This window comes from Streptomyces sp. bgisy100, from assembly GCF_057709105.1.
The window spans coordinates 14,562-34,524 of the sequence record NZ_JBYITE010000058.1 but is presented as its reverse complement, the minus strand read 5'-3'; the positions used below and the strand labels follow the sequence as shown (position 1 = coordinate 34,524).

At 72.7% G+C, this 19,963-nt stretch carries 20 protein-coding genes and 3 tRNA genes; 14 read left to right on the top strand and 9 right to left on the bottom strand.

What is annotated here, in order from left to right:
* The first annotated feature begins 48 nt into the window (after positions 1 to 48).
* The 5 genes from AC3EQ1_RS27820 (at position 49) to AC3EQ1_RS27800 (ending at position 6,942) form a co-directional block, all read left to right on the top strand.
* On the top strand, positions 49 to 2,043 hold the full coding sequence (locus AC3EQ1_RS27820; protein ID WP_432097083.1) for an NADH-quinone oxidoreductase subunit 5 family protein: 1,995 nt from the start codon (positions 49 to 51) through the stop codon (positions 2,041 to 2,043).
* 15 nt (positions 2,044 to 2,058) lie between these two features.
* Positions 2,059 to 3,729 carry a complex I subunit 4 family protein gene (locus AC3EQ1_RS27815; protein ID WP_432097082.1) on the top strand — a complete coding sequence of 557 codons (1,671 nt, stop codon included), beginning with the start codon at positions 2,059 to 2,061 and terminating at the stop codon, positions 3,727 to 3,729.
* A complete protein-coding gene (locus tag AC3EQ1_RS27810) occupies positions 3,729 to 5,288 on the top strand; it encodes an NADH-quinone oxidoreductase subunit N (protein WP_432097081.1) in 1,560 nt (519 codons plus the stop codon). Before AC3EQ1_RS27815 ends, AC3EQ1_RS27810 begins: the two co-directional genes overlap by 1 nt.
* A 401-nt stretch (positions 5,289 to 5,689) precedes the next feature.
* Positions 5,690 to 6,553, top strand: a complete 864-nt coding sequence (gene htpX / locus AC3EQ1_RS27805; RefSeq protein WP_432097080.1) for a zinc metalloprotease HtpX — start codon at positions 5,690 to 5,692, stop codon at positions 6,551 to 6,553.
* Positions 6,550 to 6,942 (top strand): YccF domain-containing protein, encoded by a 393-nt coding sequence (locus AC3EQ1_RS27800; RefSeq protein ID WP_432097079.1) that lies wholly within the window; start codon positions 6,550 to 6,552, stop codon positions 6,940 to 6,942. The genes htpX and AC3EQ1_RS27800 overlap by 4 nt, the downstream gene beginning before the upstream one ends.
* Before the next feature lie 145 nt (positions 6,943 to 7,087).
* On the opposite strand, the gene AC3EQ1_RS27795 is transcribed toward AC3EQ1_RS27800, so the two are convergent.
* Complete coding sequence (locus AC3EQ1_RS27795; RefSeq protein ID WP_388849634.1) at positions 7,088 to 7,576, bottom strand: YajQ family cyclic di-GMP-binding protein; 489 nt, start codon at positions 7,574 to 7,576, stop codon at positions 7,088 to 7,090.
* A gap of 190 nt (positions 7,577 to 7,766) precedes the next feature.
* On the opposite strand from AC3EQ1_RS27795, the gene AC3EQ1_RS27790 reads away from it, so the two are divergent.
* A tRNA-Tyr gene (locus AC3EQ1_RS27790) sits at positions 7,767 to 7,849 on the top strand.
* Between the two features lie 254 nt (positions 7,850 to 8,103).
* On the opposite strand, the gene AC3EQ1_RS27785 is transcribed toward AC3EQ1_RS27790, so the two are convergent.
* From AC3EQ1_RS27785 to AC3EQ1_RS27755, 7 genes are all read right to left on the bottom strand, one after another.
* Positions 8,104 to 8,301, bottom strand: a complete 198-nt coding sequence (locus AC3EQ1_RS27785) for a hypothetical protein (RefSeq protein ID WP_432097078.1) — start codon at positions 8,299 to 8,301, stop codon at positions 8,104 to 8,106.
* Positions 8,301 to 9,146: a DUF4231 domain-containing protein gene (locus tag AC3EQ1_RS27780; protein ID WP_432097077.1), complete on the bottom strand. Its 846-nt coding sequence runs from the start codon at positions 9,144 to 9,146 to the stop codon at positions 8,301 to 8,303. The genes AC3EQ1_RS27785 and AC3EQ1_RS27780 overlap by 1 nt, the downstream gene beginning before the upstream one ends.
* A 263-nt stretch (positions 9,147 to 9,409) precedes the next feature.
* Positions 9,410 to 10,063, bottom strand: coding sequence for a TMEM175 family protein (locus AC3EQ1_RS27775; protein WP_432097076.1), 654 nt, complete (start codon positions 10,061 to 10,063; stop codon positions 9,410 to 9,412).
* A gap of 172 nt (positions 10,064 to 10,235) precedes the next feature.
* Positions 10,236 to 10,481: a hypothetical protein gene (locus AC3EQ1_RS27770; protein WP_432097075.1), complete on the bottom strand. Its 246-nt coding sequence runs from the start codon at positions 10,479 to 10,481 to the stop codon at positions 10,236 to 10,238.
* Positions 10,482 to 10,492: 11 nt separating this feature from the next.
* Complete coding sequence (locus AC3EQ1_RS27765; RefSeq protein ID WP_351507675.1) at positions 10,493 to 10,717, bottom strand: hypothetical protein; 225 nt, start codon at positions 10,715 to 10,717, stop codon at positions 10,493 to 10,495.
* Between the two features lie 310 nt (positions 10,718 to 11,027).
* Positions 11,028 to 11,699: an SDR family oxidoreductase gene (locus AC3EQ1_RS27760; RefSeq protein ID WP_432097074.1), complete on the bottom strand. Its 672-nt coding sequence runs from the start codon at positions 11,697 to 11,699 to the stop codon at positions 11,028 to 11,030.
* 153 nt (positions 11,700 to 11,852) lie between these two features.
* A complete protein-coding gene (locus tag AC3EQ1_RS27755) occupies positions 11,853 to 13,142 on the bottom strand; it encodes an amidohydrolase family protein (protein ID WP_432097073.1) in 1,290 nt (429 codons plus the stop codon).
* 225 nt (positions 13,143 to 13,367) lie between these two features.
* Between AC3EQ1_RS27755 and AC3EQ1_RS27750 the strand changes: the two genes are divergently transcribed.
* The 8 genes from AC3EQ1_RS27750 (at position 13,368) to AC3EQ1_RS27715 (ending at position 18,700) form a co-directional block, all read left to right on the top strand.
* Positions 13,368 to 13,440 (top strand) — tRNA-Thr (locus AC3EQ1_RS27750).
* A gap of 46 nt (positions 13,441 to 13,486) precedes the next feature.
* Positions 13,487 to 13,559, top strand: a tRNA-Met gene (locus AC3EQ1_RS27745).
* Positions 13,560 to 13,643: 84 nt separating this feature from the next.
* Complete coding sequence (gene rpmG, locus AC3EQ1_RS27740) at positions 13,644 to 13,808, top strand: 50S ribosomal protein L33 (protein WP_003956487.1); 165 nt, start codon at positions 13,644 to 13,646, stop codon at positions 13,806 to 13,808.
* A gap of 233 nt (positions 13,809 to 14,041) precedes the next feature.
* Positions 14,042 to 14,494 (top strand): FAS1-like dehydratase domain-containing protein, encoded by a 453-nt coding sequence (locus AC3EQ1_RS27735; RefSeq protein WP_351507669.1) that lies wholly within the window; start codon positions 14,042 to 14,044, stop codon positions 14,492 to 14,494.
* Positions 14,494 to 14,922, top strand: a complete 429-nt coding sequence (locus AC3EQ1_RS27730) for a MaoC family dehydratase (protein WP_432097072.1) — start codon at positions 14,494 to 14,496, stop codon at positions 14,920 to 14,922. Before AC3EQ1_RS27735 ends, AC3EQ1_RS27730 begins: the two co-directional genes overlap by 1 nt.
* 209 nt (positions 14,923 to 15,131) lie before the next feature.
* A complete protein-coding gene (locus AC3EQ1_RS27725) occupies positions 15,132 to 15,689 on the top strand; it encodes a TetR/AcrR family transcriptional regulator (RefSeq protein ID WP_432097071.1) in 558 nt (185 codons plus the stop codon).
* A gap of 93 nt (positions 15,690 to 15,782) precedes the next feature.
* Positions 15,783 to 17,219 carry a DHA2 family efflux MFS transporter permease subunit gene (locus AC3EQ1_RS27720; protein ID WP_432097070.1) on the top strand — a complete coding sequence of 479 codons (1,437 nt, stop codon included), beginning with the start codon at positions 15,783 to 15,785 and terminating at the stop codon, positions 17,217 to 17,219.
* A 425-nt stretch (positions 17,220 to 17,644) separates the two neighbouring features.
* Positions 17,645 to 18,700 carry a UDP-N-acetylmuramate dehydrogenase gene (locus AC3EQ1_RS27715; RefSeq protein WP_432097069.1) on the top strand — a complete coding sequence of 352 codons (1,056 nt, stop codon included), beginning with the start codon at positions 17,645 to 17,647 and terminating at the stop codon, positions 18,698 to 18,700.
* Positions 18,701 to 18,934: 234 nt separating this feature from the next.
* Here the strand turns inward: AC3EQ1_RS27715 and AC3EQ1_RS27710 are convergent, their stop codons facing one another.
* Complete coding sequence (locus AC3EQ1_RS27710; RefSeq protein ID WP_432097068.1) at positions 18,935 to 19,954, bottom strand: adenosine deaminase; 1,020 nt, start codon at positions 19,952 to 19,954, stop codon at positions 18,935 to 18,937.
* Positions 19,955 to 19,963: the final 9 nt, after the last annotated feature.

The following is a 19,963-nucleotide window of genomic DNA, read 5'->3' as shown; positions in this document are numbered from 1 at the left end:
CCCCTCGTTCCCCTCGTACCTCACGGCAGACAAGGCGGAGGCCGCCGCGTGACGACCACGACTCTCGCCGTCCTCGTCCCGCTGCTGCCGTTCCTCGGAGCGGCCGCGGGCCTGCTCCTCGGCCGCCGGGCCCCCGGCTTCGTCCGGCCGCTGGCCATCCTCCCGACCGCGGTCGCCGGCGTCCTGGCCGTCCTGGTCGCCGTCCGGCAGGGCGGGGGAGCGGCGATCGACGCCGCGACCCAACTCACCCCCACCGGCTCGGTCCCGATCGACCTGGCGCTCCACATCGACGGCTTCGCCGCCCTCGTGGCCGTGCTCGTCGGCACCGTCGCCACCTGCGTGCAGCTCTACTCCACCGGCTATCTGCGGAACGACCCGCGCTACGCCTCGTACGCCGCGATCGTCTCCCTCTTCACCTCCGCCATGCTGCTCGTCGTCTACACCGGCGACCTGATGGTGCTGCTGGTCGGCTGGGAAATCATGGGCATCTGCTCGTACTTCCTCGTCGGCCACTACTGGGAGACCGAGGCCGCCCGCTCCGCCTCCCTCAAGGCGTTCCTCGTCACCAAGCTCGGCGACGTCCCCTTCCTCTTCGGACTGTTCGCGCTCGCTGCCGACGCCGGGACCTTCCGCATCAACGGGATCCTCACCGCCACCGTCTCCGGCGGCGGGCTGGACCACCCCACCGTGATCGCGCTGCTGCTGCTCGCCGGAGTCGCGGGGAAGTCGGCGCAGTTCCCGCTGCACACCTGGCTGCCCGACGCGATGGCCGGCCCCACCCCGGTGTCCGCGCTGATCCACGCCGCCACGATGGTCGCCGCCGGTGTGTACTTCGTGGCCCGGCTGCTGCCCGTCTTCCTCTCCTCCGCGGCGGCCCTGGTGGTCCTCGCCGTGATGGCCGCCGTCACCATGGTCGGGTCCGCCCTGGCCGCCCTCGCGCAGGACGACATCAAGCGGGTCCTGGCCTATTCGACGATCGGCCAGCTCGGCTACATGACGGGTGCGCTCGCCGTCGGCGACCGCGGCGCCGCCGTCTTCCACCTCATCTCCCACGGTGCGTTCAAGGGCCTCCTCTTCCTCGGTGCCGGTGTCGTCATCGCCGCCGCCGGAACCAACTCGCTGGCCGCCATGTCCCGCATGAGCGGACTGAGCCGGCGCATCCCCGACGCGTTCTGGACGATGACCGTCGCCCTGCTCGCGCTCGCCGCCATTCCGCCGTTCGCCGGCTTCTTCTCCAAGGAAGCCGTCCTCGGCGCCGCCGAGCACGCCGCGACCGGCCACGCCGAGCGGATCCCCGGCACCGCCGGCTGGATCGTCCTCGTCTCCGGTCTGCTCACCGCCCTCCTCACCGCGGGCTACGCCGCCCGCCTCTGGCTCCTCGCCTTCCGCGGCCGGGGCGCCGCCGCTCCCGACCTCGGCCGCCAGCCGTTCGTCATGAACGCCGTGCTGTGGGTGCTGTTCGTCCCCACCGCCGCGTTCGGCATCACGGCCGGGCTGCTCCCCGACTGGTTCGACGGCCGTCCCCTCGGCCCGACCCTCACCACCTCCGTCCTCGGCACCGGCCTCGCCCTCGCCGGCGCTCTGATCACCTACGGCGCCTGGCGGCACACCACCGCCGTCGCCCGGAAGGTGCCGGTCGGTGCCGTCGTGGCACACACCCACACCGAGCCCGCCCTCACCGAGATCGAGGCCATCGCCACCCACGAAGAGGTGTACGGGGACATCGCCACCGCGCAGGACCCCGCCGACCCCGGGCGGCTGCTCCTCGGCCCCCTCCACCGGCACGCGGCGCACGGCTTCCACCTCGACGCCCTGTACTCCGCCCTGTTCGTCCGCCCGGTGCGCGCGGCGGCCGAACTGGTCCGGTTCCTCGACCGTGAGGTCGTCGACACCTACGTCCGCGGCGCCGGCACCGGCGCCCGCCTGCTCGGTGCGGCCGTCCGCCGCGCCCAGACCGGCAATGTGCAGACCTATCTGGGTGCGCTGCTCGCCGGCTCCGTCGTCCTGGCCATCGCCGCCGTCCTCGTCGCCGCCGGAGCGTGAGCCGTGAGTGGACCCATGAATGACACCGTTATGCAGTACCTCCTCGCCGGCGTCGTCGTGCTGCCGCTGCTCGGCGCTCTCGCCGCCCTGCTGCCCGCGCCGCCCGGACTGAAGGGCCGCAACCCCGAACAGGCCGTGCTGCGCCACGGCGTCACCGTCACCGGGGTGGTCCTCGCCCTGTCCGTCGCCCTGGCCGCCGGATTCGACCACGACCACCCGGCCCGGATGCAGGCCACCACGGACATCAGCTGGATCCCCGCTCTCGACGTCCGGATCCACCTGGGCATCGACGGCATCTCGCTCCCCCTGCTCGTCCTCACCGCAACTCTGACCTTCCTCTGCGCGCTGTACTCCTACTTCCGGATGCCCGAGGGCCCCTCCGCCCGCGGGTTCGTCGCGCTGATCCTCGTGCTCGAGGCCGGCACCCTCGCCACCTTCGCCGTCCTCGATCTGCTGCTGTTCTTCCTGGCGTTCGAGATGGTGCTCATCCCGATGTACTTCCTGATCGCCCGCTGGGGCGGTGCCGGCCGCACGGCCTCGGCCTGGAAGTTCATCCTCTACACACTGCTCGGCTCCGTCGTCATGCTGCTCGGTCTCCTCCTCGTCGGGCTCAAGGGCGGCACGTTCGACATGGTGGCACTCGCCACTGACAACGGGTCATCGCTCAGTCACACCACGCAACTGATCGCCGCCCTCGCCATCGGTATCGGCCTCGCCGTGAAGGCCCCGATGTGGCCGCTGCACAGCTGGCTCCCGGACGCCCACACCGCCGCCCCCACCGTGGGCTCGGTGCTGCTGGCCGGTGTGCTGCTGAAGATGGGCACTTACGGCTTCGTGCGGATCGTGCTGCCGGTCGTCCCGGAGGGCGCCCACACCTTCGCCCCGTACCTCGCGGCCTTCGCCGCCGTCGGGATCGTCTACGGGTCCCTGGCCTGCCTCGCCCTCGCCCGCACCGGCGCGAAGGGCGACCTCAAGCGCCTGATCGCCTACTCCTCCGTGGGGCACATGGGCTTCGTCCTGCTGGGCATCGCCACCCTCACCCCCACCGGGCTCAACGGCGCGCTGTTCGCCAACATCGCCCACGGCCTCATCACCGGCCTCCTCTTCTTCCTGGTCGGCGCGGTCAAGGACCGCTACGGCTCGACCGACCTGGACACCCTCGCCGGAGCGACCGGCGCCGCCCTCTACGGCAAGGCGCCGCGGCTCGGCGGGCTGCTCGTCTTCGCGGCCGTCGCCTCCCTCGGCCTCCCCGGCCTCGCCGGCTTCTGGGGCGAGATGCTGGCGATGTTCGCGGCCTTCGACCCCGCCGCGGGGCTCAGCCGGCCCGCCTACCTGACGTTCATGGCCCTCGCCGGACTGGGCACCGTGCTCACCGCCGGCTATCTGCTCGTGGTCGTCCGGCGGGTGTGCATGGGGGAGCGGCCGGGTGAGGAGCCCGAGGTCCCGGCCGGAGCGCCCGAACCCACGGCACCGAAGCCCGCGACCGCGGCGAAGCCCGCCGCGAGCGCACCGGCCCCCGTGCCGGACGGACCGGCCGCCGCCCCCGTCCTCACCGATGTCCAGGGGTACGAATTCGCCGCCTGGACCCCCCTCGTCGCCCTCACCGTCCTCGCCGGGCTCTGGCCCGCGGCCCTCCTGGGGCTCACCGACCCGGCCGTGCAGAACCTCCTCGGAGGAGGCAGCTGATGACCTCCCTCGTCCAGTCCGTCGACTGGCTCGCGATCGCCCCGCCCACCATCGCCGCGGTGGTGGCCCTGATCGTCCTCGTCGCGGACCTGTTCCTGCCCGAGCGGCGCAAAGCCCTGCTCGGCCCGGTCACCGTCGCTGGCCTGGCGCTGGCCGCGCTGTCGCTGCTGCCCCTCGTCGGCGGCGACCGGACGACGTTCTGCCTCACCTCCGACACCGACGTCTGCAGCTACGCCGCCGACCACTTCACGGTGATCATCCAGCTCCTGGTGCTCGGTGGGGCGCTGCTCGCCGCCCTGCTGTCGATGAGCGCCGTGCGGGATTCCGGGCTCCCCGCGGGCGAGTTCTGGTTCCTGCTGCTGTCCTCGGCCGCGGGCGCCGCCCTGCTGCCGGCCTCCCGCGACCTCGCGACCCTCGTCATCGCCCTGGAGGTCGCCTCCCTGCCCGCGTTCGCCCTCGTCGGCATGCGCCGCGGCGACCGGCTCTCCTCCGAGGCCGCGCTCAAGTTCTTCCTGTCGTCCGTCGCCGCGACCGCCGTCATGCTGCTCGGCGTCAGCTTCCTCTACGCCGCCACCGGCAGCCTGCACCTCTCCCGGGTCGCCGACGGGCTCACCGACGTCCCCGTCCGGTTCGACTCCCTCGTCACCGCCGGAGTCGCCCTCACCCTCGTCGGTTTCGCCTTCAAGGCCGCCGCCGTCCCGTTCCACTTCTGGGTCCCCGACACCTATGTGGGCGCGCCGCTGCCGGTCGCCGCCTATCTCTCGGTGGTCGGCAAGGCCGTCGGCTTCTCCGGACTCATCCTGGTGACGGTCCTGGCGTTCCCCGCGTACGCCGATGTGTGGGGCCCGATCGTGGCCGTCCTCGCCGCCCTCACCATGACCGCGGGCAACGTCGGCGCACTGCGGCAGCGGCCGGAGCGCGCGCACAGCGCCGTGCGCCTCCTCGCCTGGTCCTCCGTCGGCCAGGCGGGCTACCTGCTGGTGCCGATCGCCGCGGCGGCCTACCTGGACGACCCGGCCCGGGCCATCGGCTCCACCGTCGCGTACGCCCTGATGTACGGCGCGGTGAACCTCGGCGCGTTCGCGGTCGCGGCACTCGTCGCCCGGACGCACCCGGACCACCGGATCGCCGACTACCGCGGCCTGTACGCCTCCCGCCCCCTGGCCGCGCTCGCCCTGGGCTTCTTCCTGCTCTGCCTGGCGGGCCTCCCGCCCGGCATCATCGGCCTGTTCGCGAAGGTCACGGTGTTCTCCGTGGCCGTGGACGCCGGGCTGGGCTGGCTCGCCGTCGTCATGGCCGTGAACGTCGTGATCGCGCTCTACTACTACCTCCAGTGGACCGCCGTCCTCTTCCGGCCCGCCCCCGAGGCGACGGCAGGCCGGGCAGGAGCCCCGGAGCCGGCCGCCGAGGGCGCCGGAACCGTCCTGGCACCCGCCGTGGTGAAGCACCGCATCCCCGCCCCCATCGGCGCGGCCATCGGCCTGGCGGCCGTCCTCGGCGTGGTGCTCTCCGGCGCACCGCAGCTGGTCCTGCGCTTCGCCTCCGCCACCCTGCTCTGACCCCGACGGCCTCGACGGCTCCGACGGCTCCGACGGCCTCGACGGTTCGACGGCCTTGACGGCCCCGACGGCGGCCTTGGCGACCCCGACGGTCCCGGCTCCGGCCCTGCCACGGCCCGCGCGTGCCCCGCGCCGCGCAACGCCGTCGCGCCGCCTTGCCCCGACGATTCCGTGCCCGACGGGCCTTGCCCGTCCGGCCCCGTCGGCGAGCGGCCGCCCGCCCATGCCCGGCGCGGCGCGCGGCCCGCTCCGCCCCGCACCCTCACCCGAACGGCCGTACGGCGCGGGCCGGGACCTGGGGAACCAGCGACTCCCGCCTGGCGTTGACCAGTACAGGAGGGTCCACTGGAAGGTGGAAACACCGCGTCAAGGGTTCCCGGCCACGACCAGGAGGGCGAAGCGTGCACCGCCGGCACAACGGGCTGAAGACCGCCGTACTCCTCGGTGGCCTCTCGGCCCTCATCATCGTCATCGGCAGCCTCTTCGGCCGCGCGGGGCTGCTGATCGCGCTCGTCGTCGCGCTGGGCACCAACGCCTACGCCTACTGGAACAGCGACAAGCTGGCGCTGCGCGCCATGCGGGCCCGGCCCGTCAGCGAGTTCGAAGCCCCCGCGCTCTACCGCATGGTGCGCGAGCTCTCGACCGCCGCCCGCCAGCCCATGCCACGGCTCTACATCTCCCCGACCCAGGCCCCGAACGCCTTCGCCACCGGACGCAACCCCCGCAACGCCGCCGTGTGCTGCACCGACGGCATCCTGCGGATCCTCGACGAGCGCGAGCTCCGGGCCGTTCTGGGCCATGAACTCAGCCACGTCTACAACCGCGACATCCTCATCTCGTCGATCGCCGGAGCGCTCGCCTCGGTGGTGATGTTCCTGGTGAACTTCGCCTGGCTGATCCCGGTGGGCCGGTCCGACGACGACGAGGGGCCCGGCATCCTCGGCATGCTGCTGGTGATGCTCCTCGGCCCGCTCGCCGCGTCGATCATTCAACTGGCGGTCAGCCGCTCCCGGGAGTTCGAGGCGGACGCCTCGGGCGCGCAGCTCACCGGGGATCCGCTCGCCCTCGCCTCCGCGCTGCGCAAGCTCGAGGCGGGCACCCAGCAGTTGCCGCTGCCACCGGAACCGCGCCTGGAGACGGCGAGTCACATGATGATCGCCAACCCGTTCGGCCCGGGCCGGGGGATGTCCAAGCTGTTCTCCACCCATCCCCCCATGGCCGAACGCATCGCACGCCTCGAACAGATGGCAGGGTATCGACCGTGAAAACGATCCTGAATCTCATCTGGCTTGTGCTGTCGGGCTTCTGGCTCGCCGTCGGCTACGTCGTCGCGGGAGTCATCTGCTGCATCCTCATCATCACGATCCCGTTCGGCATCGCCGCGTTCCGTATCGCGGGGTACGCCCTCTGGCCGTTCGGCCGGACGACGGTGGACCGGCGCGACGCCGGCGCGGGCTCCGTCATCGGAAACGTCATCTGGATCGTGTTCGCCGGCTGGTGGCTGGCCCTGACGCACCTCTTCACCGGGCTCGCGCTGTGCGTCACGATCATCGGGATCCCGCTGGGGATCGCCAACTTCAAGCTGATCCCGATCTCCCTGATGCCGCTCGGCCGCGAGATCGTCCCCACCGACCGGCCGTTCACCGCCGCCTGACGGCCACGGGCCCGTCCATTCAACGGCCGTCGGGCGGGTAGTACGCCCGACGGCCACCGGCCCGGCATGTCACGGCCCGGCCGAAGCGCATCTCCGTCGGAACCGCCCGGGCCGGGGCACACGTCCCGGCCCGGGCGGCCCGGACCTAGCGGTAGTTAACGAACTGCACCGCGAAGTCGAGGTCCTTCCCCTTGATCAGGGAGATCACGGACTGGAGGTCGTCCCGGCTCTTCGAGGTGACCCGGAGCTCGTCACCCTGCACCTGGGCCTTGACGCCCTTCGGCCCCTCATCGCGGATGATCTTCGCGACCTTCTTGGCGTTGTCCTGCGAGATCCCCTCTTCGATCGAGGCGAAGATCTTGTACTCCTTGCCCGATGCCTGGGGCTCGCCCGCGTCCAGCGCCTTCAGCGAGATACCGCGCTTGACCAGCTTGGACTGGAAGACATCGAGGATCGCCTTCACCCGCTCCTCGGAGTTGGCGCGCATCTCGATCTTCTCGCCGGACCACTCGATCGAAGCGCCGACGTTCTTGAAGTCGTACCGCTGGGAGATCTCCCGGCTCGCCTGGTTGAGGGCGTTGTCGACTTCCTGCCGCTCGACCTTCGAGACGATGTCGAAACTGGAGTCGGCCATGTTGAGTTGGCTCCTCGTACGTAGATCCGTCAGGTGTGCGGCGCCGTCCCCGGCCCGCAGTGCCAGCCTAGCCAGTCGGGCCCTGTTCCAGCGGTGATCAACCGGGTGGCGAACCACCCCCCGGCATCGGGTATGGTTTACGTCGTTGCCAGGGAGCACCGACACAGGAGCGCGCCCCGGCCACATCCCCGGCGGGTTGCCCGAGCGGCCAAAGGGAGCAGACTGTAAATCTGTCGGCTTACGCCTACGCAGGTTCGAACCCTGCACCCGCCACACTGGGAAGAGGACCCCTCTGACCTGCTGAATTGCAGGTCAGAGGGGTTTTCTCGTTCTGCAAGCCTTGTTTGGGCTGCCTCCCCGGGCCGTACGAAGTGTGGCGGGATCGGCACAGGATGTGAACGTTCGGTGCGGTGCCCCGCACCTGCCTCCCTGAGCCACGACCGTCAGCATCCTCCGTCCGGCATTCCGGCATTCCGGCATTCCGGCGATCGGTCAGGAGGAGGACTGCTGGGAGCGGGGCCGCGGCCTCAGTCCCCCGCGCCCGGGTTGTGCCGGCGCAGGTGGGCCCGGGCGTACGGGACCTCGTCGGGGTGACCGTGCAGCCGGGCGAGGTGCCATGCCTGGTCGCCGCCTAGGTGGGGGAGGGCGGCGCGTAATCGTCGGGCGCGCCAGGTGGTGCGGGGTGCCAGAAGCCACCGGTGGAGGCTGTACCGGACGGACGTCATCACACGACCTCCTGCGGCCCCTGATGGGGCTGGTCGAGCTGCTGCTCACGCTTGCGCTGCTCGATCCGCAGGGACTCGACGTTCTCGGCGAACAGCCCCAGGTTCTCTTTCTCGTCCGCGTGGTTGTAGGGGGCGATGGCCAGATCGAGCGCGGTGGCGTGCTGCTCGATGGCGTCGGCGGTCTGGTGGAGGTTGAAGCCGCGCTCCTTGAACTTGAAGTAGCCCATCACCGAGGTGATGACGGAGACGGCGGCGCCGAGGCCGATGAGAATGCCCTTGCCGGGCTGCGGCGGGTCGTAGAGGGCGGTGACGGCGGGGATGGCGGCCGAGCAGAGAATCAGCGTCCACTGCAGCCAGTTGTGCCAGCGGCGGTAGGTCGCGCTCTCGGCGCGCAGCCGGTCGATCTCCCGGGGGATGGCGTCCCGGTACGAGTACTGGCGTTCATAGGCCGGGCGCGCGATGTGGGCGGCGGCCAGGACCCTTTCCTCTTCGGCGAGTTCGAGGTCGAGTCTCAGTTCCGCGACCGGCTTGTCCTGGCCCGCGGGTTGTCCGGTCTCGAAGTTCTCCTCGAAGAAGAGGTATCCGACCGCGAGGGCGACGAGAACGAAGAAGCCGAAGATGTTGATGTGCGCCATGTCGTAGCGACGCCAGGTGAAGGCAGTCGCGCCGATCAGGGAGAGCACCAGCAGCGCGGCGGCGATCAGCCCGGTGAGGCGGACGACGCCGACCAGGCGCGTGCGTTTGATCTGGCGTTGGAGCGTGGCGATGGTCCGCCGGTGGGCTATCAGGGCGTTGATGCGGTGGTCTAAGACGGGGCCGGACTGCGGCATGTGCGGCTTCCCCACGGGCTGATCGACCGATGGTCGGACGGGTTGCTGGGAGAGTGCAGACAGTAGCCGGTCCTTCGTTGCCGTATACAGCCGACAGTTGCCCTGCACAGCCGAAGGTCCTGCACAGCCGAATGTTGCCTTGCACAGTCGAACGTTGCCGTAGGCAGCCGAACAGGGAGGCCGAAGAGCGGAAGCGCCGGTTCGCGACCGGACCCGGTCGGAGCGCGGACAGCGGGGAAGGGCGCGCCCGGCGTCGTGCCGGAGCCCCGGCTCGCCCGTCAGGCGGCGCCGTGGCCCGCTCTCGCCGCGCGGCGCTGGCTGCGGCCGATCAGCATCTTCGCCGGGATCAGCAGGATCCACACCAGCTTCGCGAGCCCGGGGGAGACGAAGGCCAGCGGCGCGGCCGCGCCGAAGATCACCACGGTCGAGGCGAGGTCGGCGACGTCCAGGCGCTGGGCCTTGCGGTCGACGGGGAGTCCGCCGCGGCGCTGCAGCCGGTGGGAGACGAGCAGCAGCGCGACATGAGCCAGGTTCGTGACCGCCACACCACCCGAGTAGACGGCGACGGCCAGCGGCTCCCCGCCGTACTCGGCCAGCAGGGACGTCGGGAACGGCATGAGCGCGATCAGGCCGAGCCCCGTCAGCGTCAGGCAGGTGACCCCGAAATCCGTGGTGGGGAGGGTGGCCAGGATCCGCCGGTGGTCCCACCAGAACTGCGAGATCACGGCGAAGCTCAGGACGTACGCCAGGAGGTTCGGCACGTTCTGGTGGAGGGCCTCGTGGAAGCCGGCCGGCCCCAGGCCCGGCGGCACCGACACATCGAGCACCAGCAGCGTCATGGCGATGGCGAAGACGCCGTCCGAGAGGGCGGTCAGGCGCTCGGAACCCCCGGCCGTCCCAGGTGCTGCCGCGGCAGCGGATGCATGATCCACGGTGGAGACGTTAGGCGCGCGGCACCCGGGCACGGCCGATGCGCGCCGATGGCACCGCGACCGGGTCCGGCCCACCCGGACCGTGCGCGGGCGCGACGGGGGGACGCCGCCGCACGGGACGCCCCGGCATTCGCGAAACGCCCTTCACCGCTCGTGCCCCCCGGCCACCGGCTCAGAGGTGGTGCTGGCCGGACCGCGTGAGATGGGTGACCTCACCGCGGCCGCCCAGCGCGGGCTGCCCGACGACGATGTAGTCGAGCCGCTCCAGCGACCGCAGGGCCTCGGTCACGTCCTCCTCGGGCAGCCCGGTGGCCCCTACGAGGTCCTGCTCCAGCGGGCAGACCGGCGGCTTGGTGTCGAGGAACCCGGCGATCGCCCGGAGCACGGTGCGCTCGTGTCTGGTGATGGGTGCTTCCATGGCGGCACCTGCTAGTTCTGCTCGTCGGGCCAGTCCGCGGGGCCACCGCCGCGCCAGTCGATGAGGCGCGGGTCGTCGACCCGGACGGTGTCCTCGTCGAGCCCCGCCACGCGGAGGAACTCGACGACGTCCCCGAGCGAGTGCGCCTTGCCGACGGACTCGCCGCGGATCGTCACCCGCCGCGCGCCGTCGAGCCACGGGTGCACGACCACGGGCGGGCCCTGCTCTCCGTCCATGCCCCCAGCGTGCTGCGGGCCGCCGCGGGACGCATCCCGGCGGCGGCCCGGCCCACTGAGTCGCTGATCAGTGGCCCGGCCCGCTGATCAGCGACTCACCCGGTGATGAACAGACGGCGGGGACCGGCGACGGCGACCGCGGCCCCCGGCGGAAGCCGCACAGCGGAACAGCCCCCGGAGCGAGTCCGAGCAGGGTCTCAATGCCCGGAGCGAGGCATGGACGACCCACGTCCGGAGTGAGGTACAGACGATCCATGCCCGGAGTGAGGCACGGACGATCCATGCCCGGAGCGGAGGCCGGCGCACCGCGTCAGCGCCGGGCGACGGCCTGGACGGCCTGGACGGCCTCCTCCACCCGCATCGCCCCACTGATCAGCTCCAGCACGAGTCCCGCGGTGCCCGGCTCCAGCAGCAGGGCCACCAGGACCTGGGCCACGTCGTCCCGGGAGACCGCGTCCCGCCCGGTGTGCTCGGCGAGCTGCACCATGCCCTGACCGGGGTCGTCGGTCAGCCGGCCGGGGCGCAGGATCGTCCAGTCCAGTCCGCTCTTCTGCCGCACATAGGAGTCCGCGGCGCCCTTGGCCCGCAGATAGGCGGCGAAGACCGGGTCGGTGTCCGGCGGCGGCTCCCGGTCCGCGCCCATGGACGAGACGACGAGGAACCGCCGGACCCCGGCCTGCTCCGCGGCGTCCGCGAAGAGCTGGGCCGCGCCCTGGTCCACGGTCGTCTTCCGCTCCGTGCCGCTGCCCGGCCCGGCGCCCGCGGCGAAGACCGCCGCGTCCGCCCCTTCCAGATGGGCCGCGACCTGGTCGGCCGTGGCGGACTCGAGGTCGCACACGACCGGTTCGGCGCCCGCCGCCCGCAGGTCCTCGGCCTGCTCAGGCTTGCGGATGATGCCTGATACCTCGTCTCCGCGCGCGGCGAGCAACCGCTCCAGCCGCAGCGCGATCTGACCGTGCCCTCCAGCAATGACAATGCGCATGGCTCCGACCGTACGCCGCGCACCGGCCGTATGCCGTCCGCCACTTGCGGCCGGTGGGCCATGCGCGCGAGCTCGTGCCCGCGGGAGGCCGTCCGAACGCCTCCCGGCGACCGCTGTCCGGGTCCGTCGCCGTTCGGGTCCGCCCCGCCCCGTTCAGGACCCGCTGCTCCCGTTGGACCCGTGGCACCAGGAGCCCCCCTGGGACTGTCTCGGCAGGTCGAGCCCCGCCACGGCCGCCGAGTCGCAGTACTCGCGCACCGCGCTGGTCCGCGCGACGACCCGGCCCCGGTGCACCACGACCCGGCTGTAGGCCAGCGACAGCACACCGGCCAGGCCGGCGCCGCGCACCGCGAGCAGCTCCGCGGGGAAGCCCGCCTCCACCCGTACCTCCGGCAGCCCCATCGCCGCCCGCGCCCGGCCGCTGATCGCGCCGTAGGCCGCATCGGGATGTTCACCGCCCTGTGTGACCAGGAGATACGCGGCCTCCAGGGGGTCGCCGCGCCCCACCGGGTTCGCCACGTCCCGCAGCGCCCCGCTGCCCGCCGCGACTCGTACGCCCGCCGCCCGCAGCAGCCGCACCGGGGCCGTGCCCGTGCGGCCGGTCATCGACCCGCAGCCGCCCTGCGGCAGGCAGACGACCGTGATGCCGGCGGCCGCCAGCTGGTCCGCCGCCCGCCGGGCCGTCTCCGCCGGGAGCCGTTCCAGGCCCGCGCACGGGCCCACCGTGACGCCCGGCCGCAGCCCGCCCGCCATCGCCGCGAGCCGGGCGAGCCGGGCGGGGTCGTCCGCCTCGGTGTGCAGGTCGACGGGGCAGCCGTGCTCCGCGGCGACCTCCAGGACGGCCTCCACATAGCCCGTCGGGTCCGGGTCCAGGTCGGGACAGCCGCCGACCACGGACGCGCCCATCTTCACCGCGTCCCGCAGCATCGCCAGCCCGTCCGCGCCGGCCACGCCGGTGAGGAGCCGCGGCACCGCGACGGTGGTCAGATCGGTCAGACCGCGCAGCGCCCGCCCGGCCTGGAGCACGGCCTCCAGCGAGTTCAGCCCCTGCACGTCGCCGATCCGGACGTGCGAACGCAGGGCCGTCGCGCCGTGTCCCAGCTGCAACAACGCGGCTCCCGTGGTGCGCCGCTGGACGTCATCGGGGGTGTACGGGACCGGCCCGTCCGCGGCGGCGGTCAGCGCCGTGTCGCTGTGCGCGTGCGGTTCGGCGGGTGCCGGGAGGAGGAGGTAGCCGTGCAGGTCGACCCGCGCGCCGTTCTCGGCGCAGCCGCCCGAGCGTTCGAGGCTCCCGGCCGTACCGACGGCCTCGATGCGCCCGCCGCTGAGCCGGACGTCCACCGTCCGGCCGTCCGCCAGTCCGGCGCCGCACAGCAGCAGCGTGACGGGGTCCGGCGCCGTGCCGTCACGTCTCGGGGGGTGCTGCGGGTGGCTTTCGGACATCGCGCTCCCTGCCGTTGTTCGGGGGCCCGGGACCGTCCTCCGGAAGGCATCGGCAGGGGCCCCGCGCCGCCAAGATCACGCAACGCGGGACGAGCCTAGAGCGCTGCCGGTGCGGCATCGCGGAGGAGCCCAATAGTCGTACCGGTGTGGTGGCCAGGAGCGGTCTGTGGGCGGCCGATACGGATTTCACCTTCGGCGGCCGACCGTGTAATGTCTTCATCGCTCGCCCCAATAGCTCAGTCGGCAGAGCGTCTCCATGGTAAGGAGAAGGTCTACGGTTCGATTCCGTATTGGGGCTCTGATGTGCGAGTGACCCGCCTTCGGGCGGGGCGCGCATGCATCAAAGCGGTGTAGCTCAGTCGGTAGAGCAAGCGGCTCATAATCGCTGTGTCACCGGTTCAAGTCCGGTCACCGCTACTGACAGTAGCCGATTGTGGGTTCGGTCCTCCGATCGGCTACTCTTCTCTGCGTTCATCCATCCGTCCGGCAAGGAGCACTCACGTGGCTGCCACCGACGTCCGCCCGAAGATCACGCTGGCCTGCGTGGAGTGCAAGGAGCGGAACTACATCACCAAGAAGAACCGGCGCAACAACCCGGACCGTCTTGAGATGAAGAAGCACTGCCCGCGCTGCAACTCGCACACCGCGCACCGCGAGACGCGATAGCACCGGCTCGCACACGAGGCCGTCCCCGAGCCGGGGGCGGCCTCGCGTCGTTGGTCGGCGGCCGTGCCGCCGGCCCGGCGGTCGCCCGGCAGGAGCAGTGGCCCCGGGCGTGGCGGCGGCCGGGTGGTTCGGCCCGCCCCGCTGCCGGTGACCGGCCTGCCGTGACGGTTCCGGCCACCACCCTTCTCCGCACGGCCCGTTCGGGCCGCACCACCGCACATCAGGGAGACCAGATGGCGCTCGACCAGTCCTTCGTCGGGCGGAGCTACCCGCCCACCCGGCCGTACGAGGTCGGCCGGGAGAAGATCCGCGAGTTCGCGGAGGCCATCGGGGACGCCAACCCCGTCTACACCGATCCGGACGCCGCCAAGGAGCTCGGTCACCCCGATGTGATCGCCCCGCCGACATTCGTCTTCTCGGTCACCTTCAAGGCGGCCTTCCAGGTCATCGAGGACCCGGCGCTCGGGCTCGACTACAGCCGCGTCGTCCACGGCGACCAGAAGTTCGTCCACACGCGCCCCGTCCGCGCGGGGGACCGGCTCTCGGTCACCTCGTCGATCGAGTCGATCAAATCCCTCGCCGGGAACGACGTGCTGTCGGTCCGCGGCGACGTCCACGACGACAGCGGCGAGCACGTGGTGACCGCCTACACCAAGCTGGTGGCCCGCGCCGCCGAGGAGGCCTGATGACCGCGACGATCTCCTACGACGACGTCGAGGTCGGCACCGAACTGCCCGCGCAGACCTTCCCGGTGACCCGCGACACCCTCGTCCGCTACGCCGGTGCCTCCGGGGACTTCAATCCGATCCACTGGAACGAGACGTTCGCCAAGGAGGTGGGGCTCCCCGACGTCATCGCGCACGGCATGTTCACGATGGCGGAGGCGATCCGCGTGGTCACCGACTGGGCCGGGGACCCCGGGGCGGTCGTCGAGTACGGGGTGCGCTTCACCAAGCCCGTCGTGGTGCCCAACGACGGCGAGGGGGCGTCCATCGAGGTCAGCGCCAAGGTCGCCGCCAAGCTGGACGACCGTACGGTGCGGGTGGATCTCACCGCGATGAGCGCCGGACAGAAGGTGCTGGGCATGTCCCGCGCACTGGTCCGCCTGGCCTAGGCCCTGTCGTCGAACTCCCGTCCGCTCCGCCCTCCGGGCGGACGGCGGGAGTCTGCGGACGGGACCTGAGCCGTTCGGCGTCGCCCCGTGTGCCGAAGGGGCTGCCGTTCGGGCCGGGCAGGCACCGCGAGCCCGGCCCGATCCGAGCGACAGCCTCCCGGGGCGTCCTTCGGGTTGCCTCGTTAGTGATTGGTCACTAACTTGTTCTCATGGCCAAGGGAAGCATGAGGATGAGCGCCGAGGAGCGGCGGGAGAGCATCGTCCGCGCCGCGATGGCGGAGTTCGCCCGCGGCGGCTACCACGGCACCTCCACGGAGACCATCGCCCGCCGGGTCGGCGTTTCGCAGCCGTATCTCTTCCGGCTCTTCCCGAACAAGCAGGCCATCTTCCTGGCGGCGGCGGACCGCTGTGTGGCGGAGACCCGCCGGGCCTTCACCGCGGCCGTCCGCGAGGAGCCGGGGCTCAGCGCGCACGACGCGATGGGTGCGGCGTACCGCCGCCTCGTCCACGACCCCGACATGCTGCTGATGCAGCTCCAGCTGTACGTCGCGGTGGCCGCGGCGGAAGCCGCGGGTGATCACGAATTCGGGGCCGGGGTCCGGGCGGCCTGGCTCGAACTCTGGGACCAGGCGCACCTCGCCCTCGGTGGGGACAGCGCCGAGACCTCGGGGTTCTTCGCCTACGGCATGCTGATCAACGTTCTGGTGGCGCTGGGCTTCCCCCCGGACCACCGGGTCTGGTCCGGGATGCAGGCTCCGCCGGAGTGACCCCCCGGTCCGTCCGCCCGGCGATGCCCGGGACGGCGCAGTCGTCCGGCCCGGAAAGTTAGTGATCCATAACTAATATACGGAGGTGCGGCAATGAAGGATCCGACAGGACAGCGCGGCCGGACGGTGTGGGCACTGATCATCACCAGCGCCGCCGGTTTCATGGCGGCGCTCGACAACCTCGTCGTCACCACCGCCCTGCCCGCCATCCGGGAGGACCTCGGCGGGGCGCTGGACGATCTCGAATGGACGGTGAGCGCCTACACGCTCACCTTCGCCGTCCTCCTGATGTCCGGCGCGGCCCTCGGTGACCGGTTCGGCCGCCGACGGCTCTTCGGCGTGGGGCTGGCCGTCTTCACGGCGGCCTCGGCGGGCGCCGCCCTGGCGCCCGGCATCGACGGCCTGATCGCCGCCCGCGCCGTCCAGGGCGTCGGCGCCGCGATCATGATGCCGCTGACACTGACCCTGCTCGCCGCCGCGGTCCCCGCCGAACGGCGCGGCATGGCCTACGGGATCTGGGGCGCCGTCAACGGTCTCGCGGTCGCCTCCGGTCCGCTCATCGGCGGCTCCCTCACCGAGCACCTCTCCTGGCAGTGGATCTTCTGGCTGAACGTGCCGATCGGCCTGGCCCTGCTGCCCCTCGCCCGGCTGCGGCTCCGCGAGAGCCGGCGCCCGGGCGCCCGGCTCGACCCCGTCGGCACGGGGCTCGCCGGCACCGGCCTCTTCGGCATCGTCTACGCGCTGGTCCGAGGGAACGCCGACGGCTGGACCAGCGGGCCGGTCCTCACCGGGCTGCTCGCGGGCGGTGCGCTGCTGGTCGCCTTCGTCGGCCATCAACTCCGCGCCGCGCACCCGATGCTCCCCATGCGGCTCTTCCGGAGCCGGGCCTTCTCCGCCGTCAACGCCGCGAGCCTGCTGATGTTCCTGGGCATGTTCGGATCGATCTTCCTGCTCAGCCAGTTCCTCCAGGGGGTCGCGGGCTATTCGCCGACCGAGGCGGGGCTGCGGATGCTGCCCTGGACCGGCATGCCGATGCTCGTCGCGCCGCTCGCCGGGTACCTCTCGGACCGCGTCGGCGGCCGGCCGGTGGTCGCCGCCGGGCTCGGCCTGCAGGCGCTCGGCCTCGCCCTGTTCGCCGTCGTCATCGAACCCGGCGTCTCCTACGCCGCGCAGCTCCCCGCCCTGATCATCAGCGGTGTCGGCATGGCCCTCTACTTCGCGCCCGCCGCCAACGTGGTCATGGCGAGCGTCCGGCCGGCCGAGCAGGGCATCGCCTCCGGCGCGAACAACGCCTTCCGCGAACTGGGCGGCGCCCTCGGCGTCGCGGTGCTGGCCGCGGTCTTCTCGGCCCGGGGCGGCTACGAGTCGGCCCAGCGGTTCACCGACGGCCTGACTCCGGCCCTGTGGACCGGGGCCGCGGCCGTGGCCGTCGCCGCCGCGGCGGCCCTGCTGATACCCGGGCGGCGCGACACCCCCGAGCCGTCGCCCGTAGCCGCGGGGGAGACGAGGGAGGAGCCGGTCGCCGTCTGACGTGCCGGGGCCGGGGCCGGGGCCGGTGCCGGTGCCGGGGCCGCAGCCGGTGCCTGGGTGAGCCGGGCATCGCCGGTCGCCCCGGCCCGGCTTCGGCCGGTGGGTCCTGGCTTGCCCGGCCCCTGGGCTGGTGCCGGGGCCGCAGCCGGTGCCCGGGTGTGCCGGGCATCGCCGGTCGCCCCGGCCCGGCTTCGGCCGGTGGGTCCTGGCTTGCCCGGCTCCGGGGCCGACCCCGGGCCGGGTGCCGGAGCCGGGGTGCCGCGGGGTGCCGGGGCCGAGGCCGCGCAAGGCCATCACGCACTCCGCTCGAACCCGCCGCCGTCGCCCACGTACAAGCCCGCCCCCGTCCGCCCAGGCGGGGCCCCGCGGCCGTACTCCGCCCCACCGCCCCGGCCCCGGCCGGCCCTCCCCTTACCCTTGAGCCCGTGCAGGAACTCCATGACGCGCCCCTCGCCCCCCTGACCACGTTCCGGCTGGGCGGCCCCGCCGCCCGCCTCGTCACCGCCACCACGGACGACGAGGTCATCGCCGCCGTCCGAGACGCCGACGCCACCGGCACCCCGCTGCTGATCGTCGGCGGCGGCAGCAACCTCGTCATCGGCGACAAGGGCTTCGAGGGCACCGCGCTGCGCATCGCCACCAGCGGTTTCTCCCTCGACGGCAGCCGTCTCGAGCTCGCCGCCGGCGAGAACTGGTCCGACGCCGTCGCCCGCACCGTGGAAGCGGGCCTCGCCGGCGTCGAGTGCCTCGCCGGTATCCCCGGATCCGCCGGTGCGACGCCGATCCAGAACGTCGGCGCCTACGGCCAGGAGGTCTCCTCGGTGATCACCGAGGTGGTGGCCTACGACCGCAGGACCGACGAGACGGTGACCCTCCCGAACGCGGAGTGCGCCTTCTCCTACAGGCACAGCCGCTTCAAGGCGGACCCCGAGCGCTTCGTCGTCCTCCGGGTCCGCTTCGCGCTGGAGGACGCCGACGGGGCGTCGGCCCCGGTCAAGTACGCCGAGCTCGCCCGCACGCTCGGCGTCGGCCCCGGCGACCGTGTCCCCGCAGCCCGGGCCCGCGAAGCCGTGCTGAAGCTGCGCGCGGGCAAGGGCATGGTGCTGGACCCGGAGGACCACGACACCTGGTCCGCGGGGTCCTTCTTCACCAATCCGATCCTCACGGCCGAGCAGCACGCGGCGTTCCTCGCCCGGGTCGCCGACCGCCTCGGCCCGGACGCGGCGCCGCCCGCCTACCCCGCGGGGAACGGCCTGACCAAGACCTCCGCCGCCTGGCTCATCGACAAGGCGGGCTTCACCAAGGGCTACGGCAGCGGTCCGGCGAGGATCTCCACCAAGCACACCCTGGCGCTGACCAACCGCGGCAACGCGACCACCGAGGACCTGCTGGCCCTCGCCCGCGAGGTCCGCGACGGGGTGCACGCCGCCTTCGGCGTCACGCTGGTCAACGAGCCGGTGACGGTCGGCGTCAGCCTGTAGCACCCGTGCCGGGCCGGGCCCCGGGCCGTCCGCCCGAGGGCCCCGCCGACGGCGCACGCAGCCGCCGGGCCGGGTGCCCGTCCCAGGGCGCGTCGGCCGATGAGCCGGGCGTCGGCCTCTGGCCGCGGTCAGCCGCCGGGCCGGGTGCCCGTCCCAGGGCGCGTCGGCCGATGAGCCGGGCGTCCGCCCCTGACCGCGGTCAGCCGCCGACCCAGGCGTCCGCCCCCGGGCGCGTCACCCGGCGAGCCAGCTGTCGACCCCCGCCAGCAGCTTCGCCTTCGCCTCCGTCGGCGCAGCCGATCCGTGCACCGACTGCCGGGCCAGCTCGGCCAGTTCGGCGTCGGTGAAACCGTGGTGCTCCCGGGCCAGCTCGTACTGCGCGGCCAGCCGGCTCCCGAACAGCAGCGGGTCGTCCGCGCCCAGCGCCATCGGCACCCCCGCCTCGAACAGCGTCCGCAGCGGCACGTCCTCCGGCTTCTCGTAGACGCCCAGCGCCACGTTCGAGGAGGGGCAGACCTCGCAGGTCACCCCGCGGTCGGCGAGCTTGCGCAGCAGCCGCGGGTCCTCCGCGGCCCGCACCCCGTGCCCGATCCGCCCCGCGCCCAGGTCGTCGAGGCAGTCCCGGACGCTCGCCGGACCGGACAGCTCGCCGCCGTGCGGAGCCGCCAGCAGCCCGCCCTCCCGCGCGATCGAGAAGGCCCGGTCGAAGTCCCGGGCGAAACCGCGGCGTTCGTCGTTGGAGAGGCCGAAGCCGACGACCCCGCGGTCCGCGTACCGCACCGCGAGCCGCGCCAGGGTGCGGGCGTCCAGCGGGTGCTTCATGCGGTTCGCCGCGACGAGGAGCCGTATGCCGACACCGGTGTCCCTCGAGGCGGACTCCACCGCGTCGAGGATGACCTCCATCGTCGGGATCAGCCCGCCCAGCCGCGGCGCGTACGAGGTGGGGTCGACCTGTATCTCCAGCCAGCCGGACCCGTCCCGGGCGTCCTCCTCGGCCGCCTCGCGCACGAGCCGCTGGATGTCCTCGGCCGTCCTGAGGCAGGACCGGGCGATGTCGTACAGCCGCTGGAAGCGGAACCAGCCCCGCTCGTCGGTGGCCCGGAGCGTCGGCGGCTCGCCGCCGCTCAGCGCCTCCGGGAGGTGGACGCCGTACCTGTCGGCGAGCTCCAGCAGGGTGCTGGGCCGCATCGACCCGGTGAAGTGCAGGTGCAGATGGGCCTTCGGCAGCTGACGGACATCACGAACGCTCTCCATCCCAGGATC

Bases quoted from the DNA above. Each gene is read 5' to 3' on its own strand.
- AC3EQ1_RS27785 (WP_432097078.1), bottom strand. From the start codon at position 8,301: ATGACGTCCGTCCGGTACAGCCTCCACCGGTGGCTTCTGGCACCCCGC.
- AC3EQ1_RS27765 (WP_351507675.1), bottom strand. From the start codon at position 10,717: ATGGACGGAGAGCAGGGCCCGCCCGTGGTCGTGCACCCGTGGCTCGAC.
- AC3EQ1_RS27735 (WP_351507669.1), top strand. From the start codon at position 14,042: ATGGCGCTCGACCAGTCCTTCGTCGGGCGGAGCTACCCGCCCACCCGG.
- AC3EQ1_RS27755 (WP_432097073.1), bottom strand. From the start codon at position 13,142: ATGTCCGAAAGCCACCCGCAGCACCCCCCGAGACGTGACGGCACGGCG.
- AC3EQ1_RS27770 (WP_432097075.1), bottom strand. From the start codon at position 10,481: ATGGAAGCACCCATCACCAGACACGAGCGCACCGTGCTCCGGGCGATC.
- AC3EQ1_RS27760 (WP_432097074.1), bottom strand. From the start codon at position 11,699: ATGCGCATTGTCATTGCTGGAGGGCACGGTCAGATCGCGCTGCGGCTG.
- AC3EQ1_RS27720 (WP_432097070.1), top strand. From the start codon at position 15,783: ATGAAGGATCCGACAGGACAGCGCGGCCGGACGGTGTGGGCACTGATC.
- AC3EQ1_RS27815 (WP_432097082.1), top strand. From the start codon at position 2,059: ATGAATGACACCGTTATGCAGTACCTCCTCGCCGGCGTCGTCGTGCTG.
- AC3EQ1_RS27810 (WP_432097081.1), top strand. From the start codon at position 3,729: ATGACCTCCCTCGTCCAGTCCGTCGACTGGCTCGCGATCGCCCCGCCC.
- AC3EQ1_RS27725 (WP_432097071.1), top strand. From the start codon at position 15,132: ATGGCCAAGGGAAGCATGAGGATGAGCGCCGAGGAGCGGCGGGAGAGC.
- AC3EQ1_RS27730 (WP_432097072.1), top strand. From the start codon at position 14,494: ATGACCGCGACGATCTCCTACGACGACGTCGAGGTCGGCACCGAACTG.
- AC3EQ1_RS27710 (WP_432097068.1), bottom strand. From the start codon at position 19,954: ATGGAGAGCGTTCGTGATGTCCGTCAGCTGCCGAAGGCCCATCTGCAC.
- AC3EQ1_RS27795 (WP_388849634.1), bottom strand. From the start codon at position 7,576: ATGGCCGACTCCAGTTTCGACATCGTCTCGAAGGTCGAGCGGCAGGAA.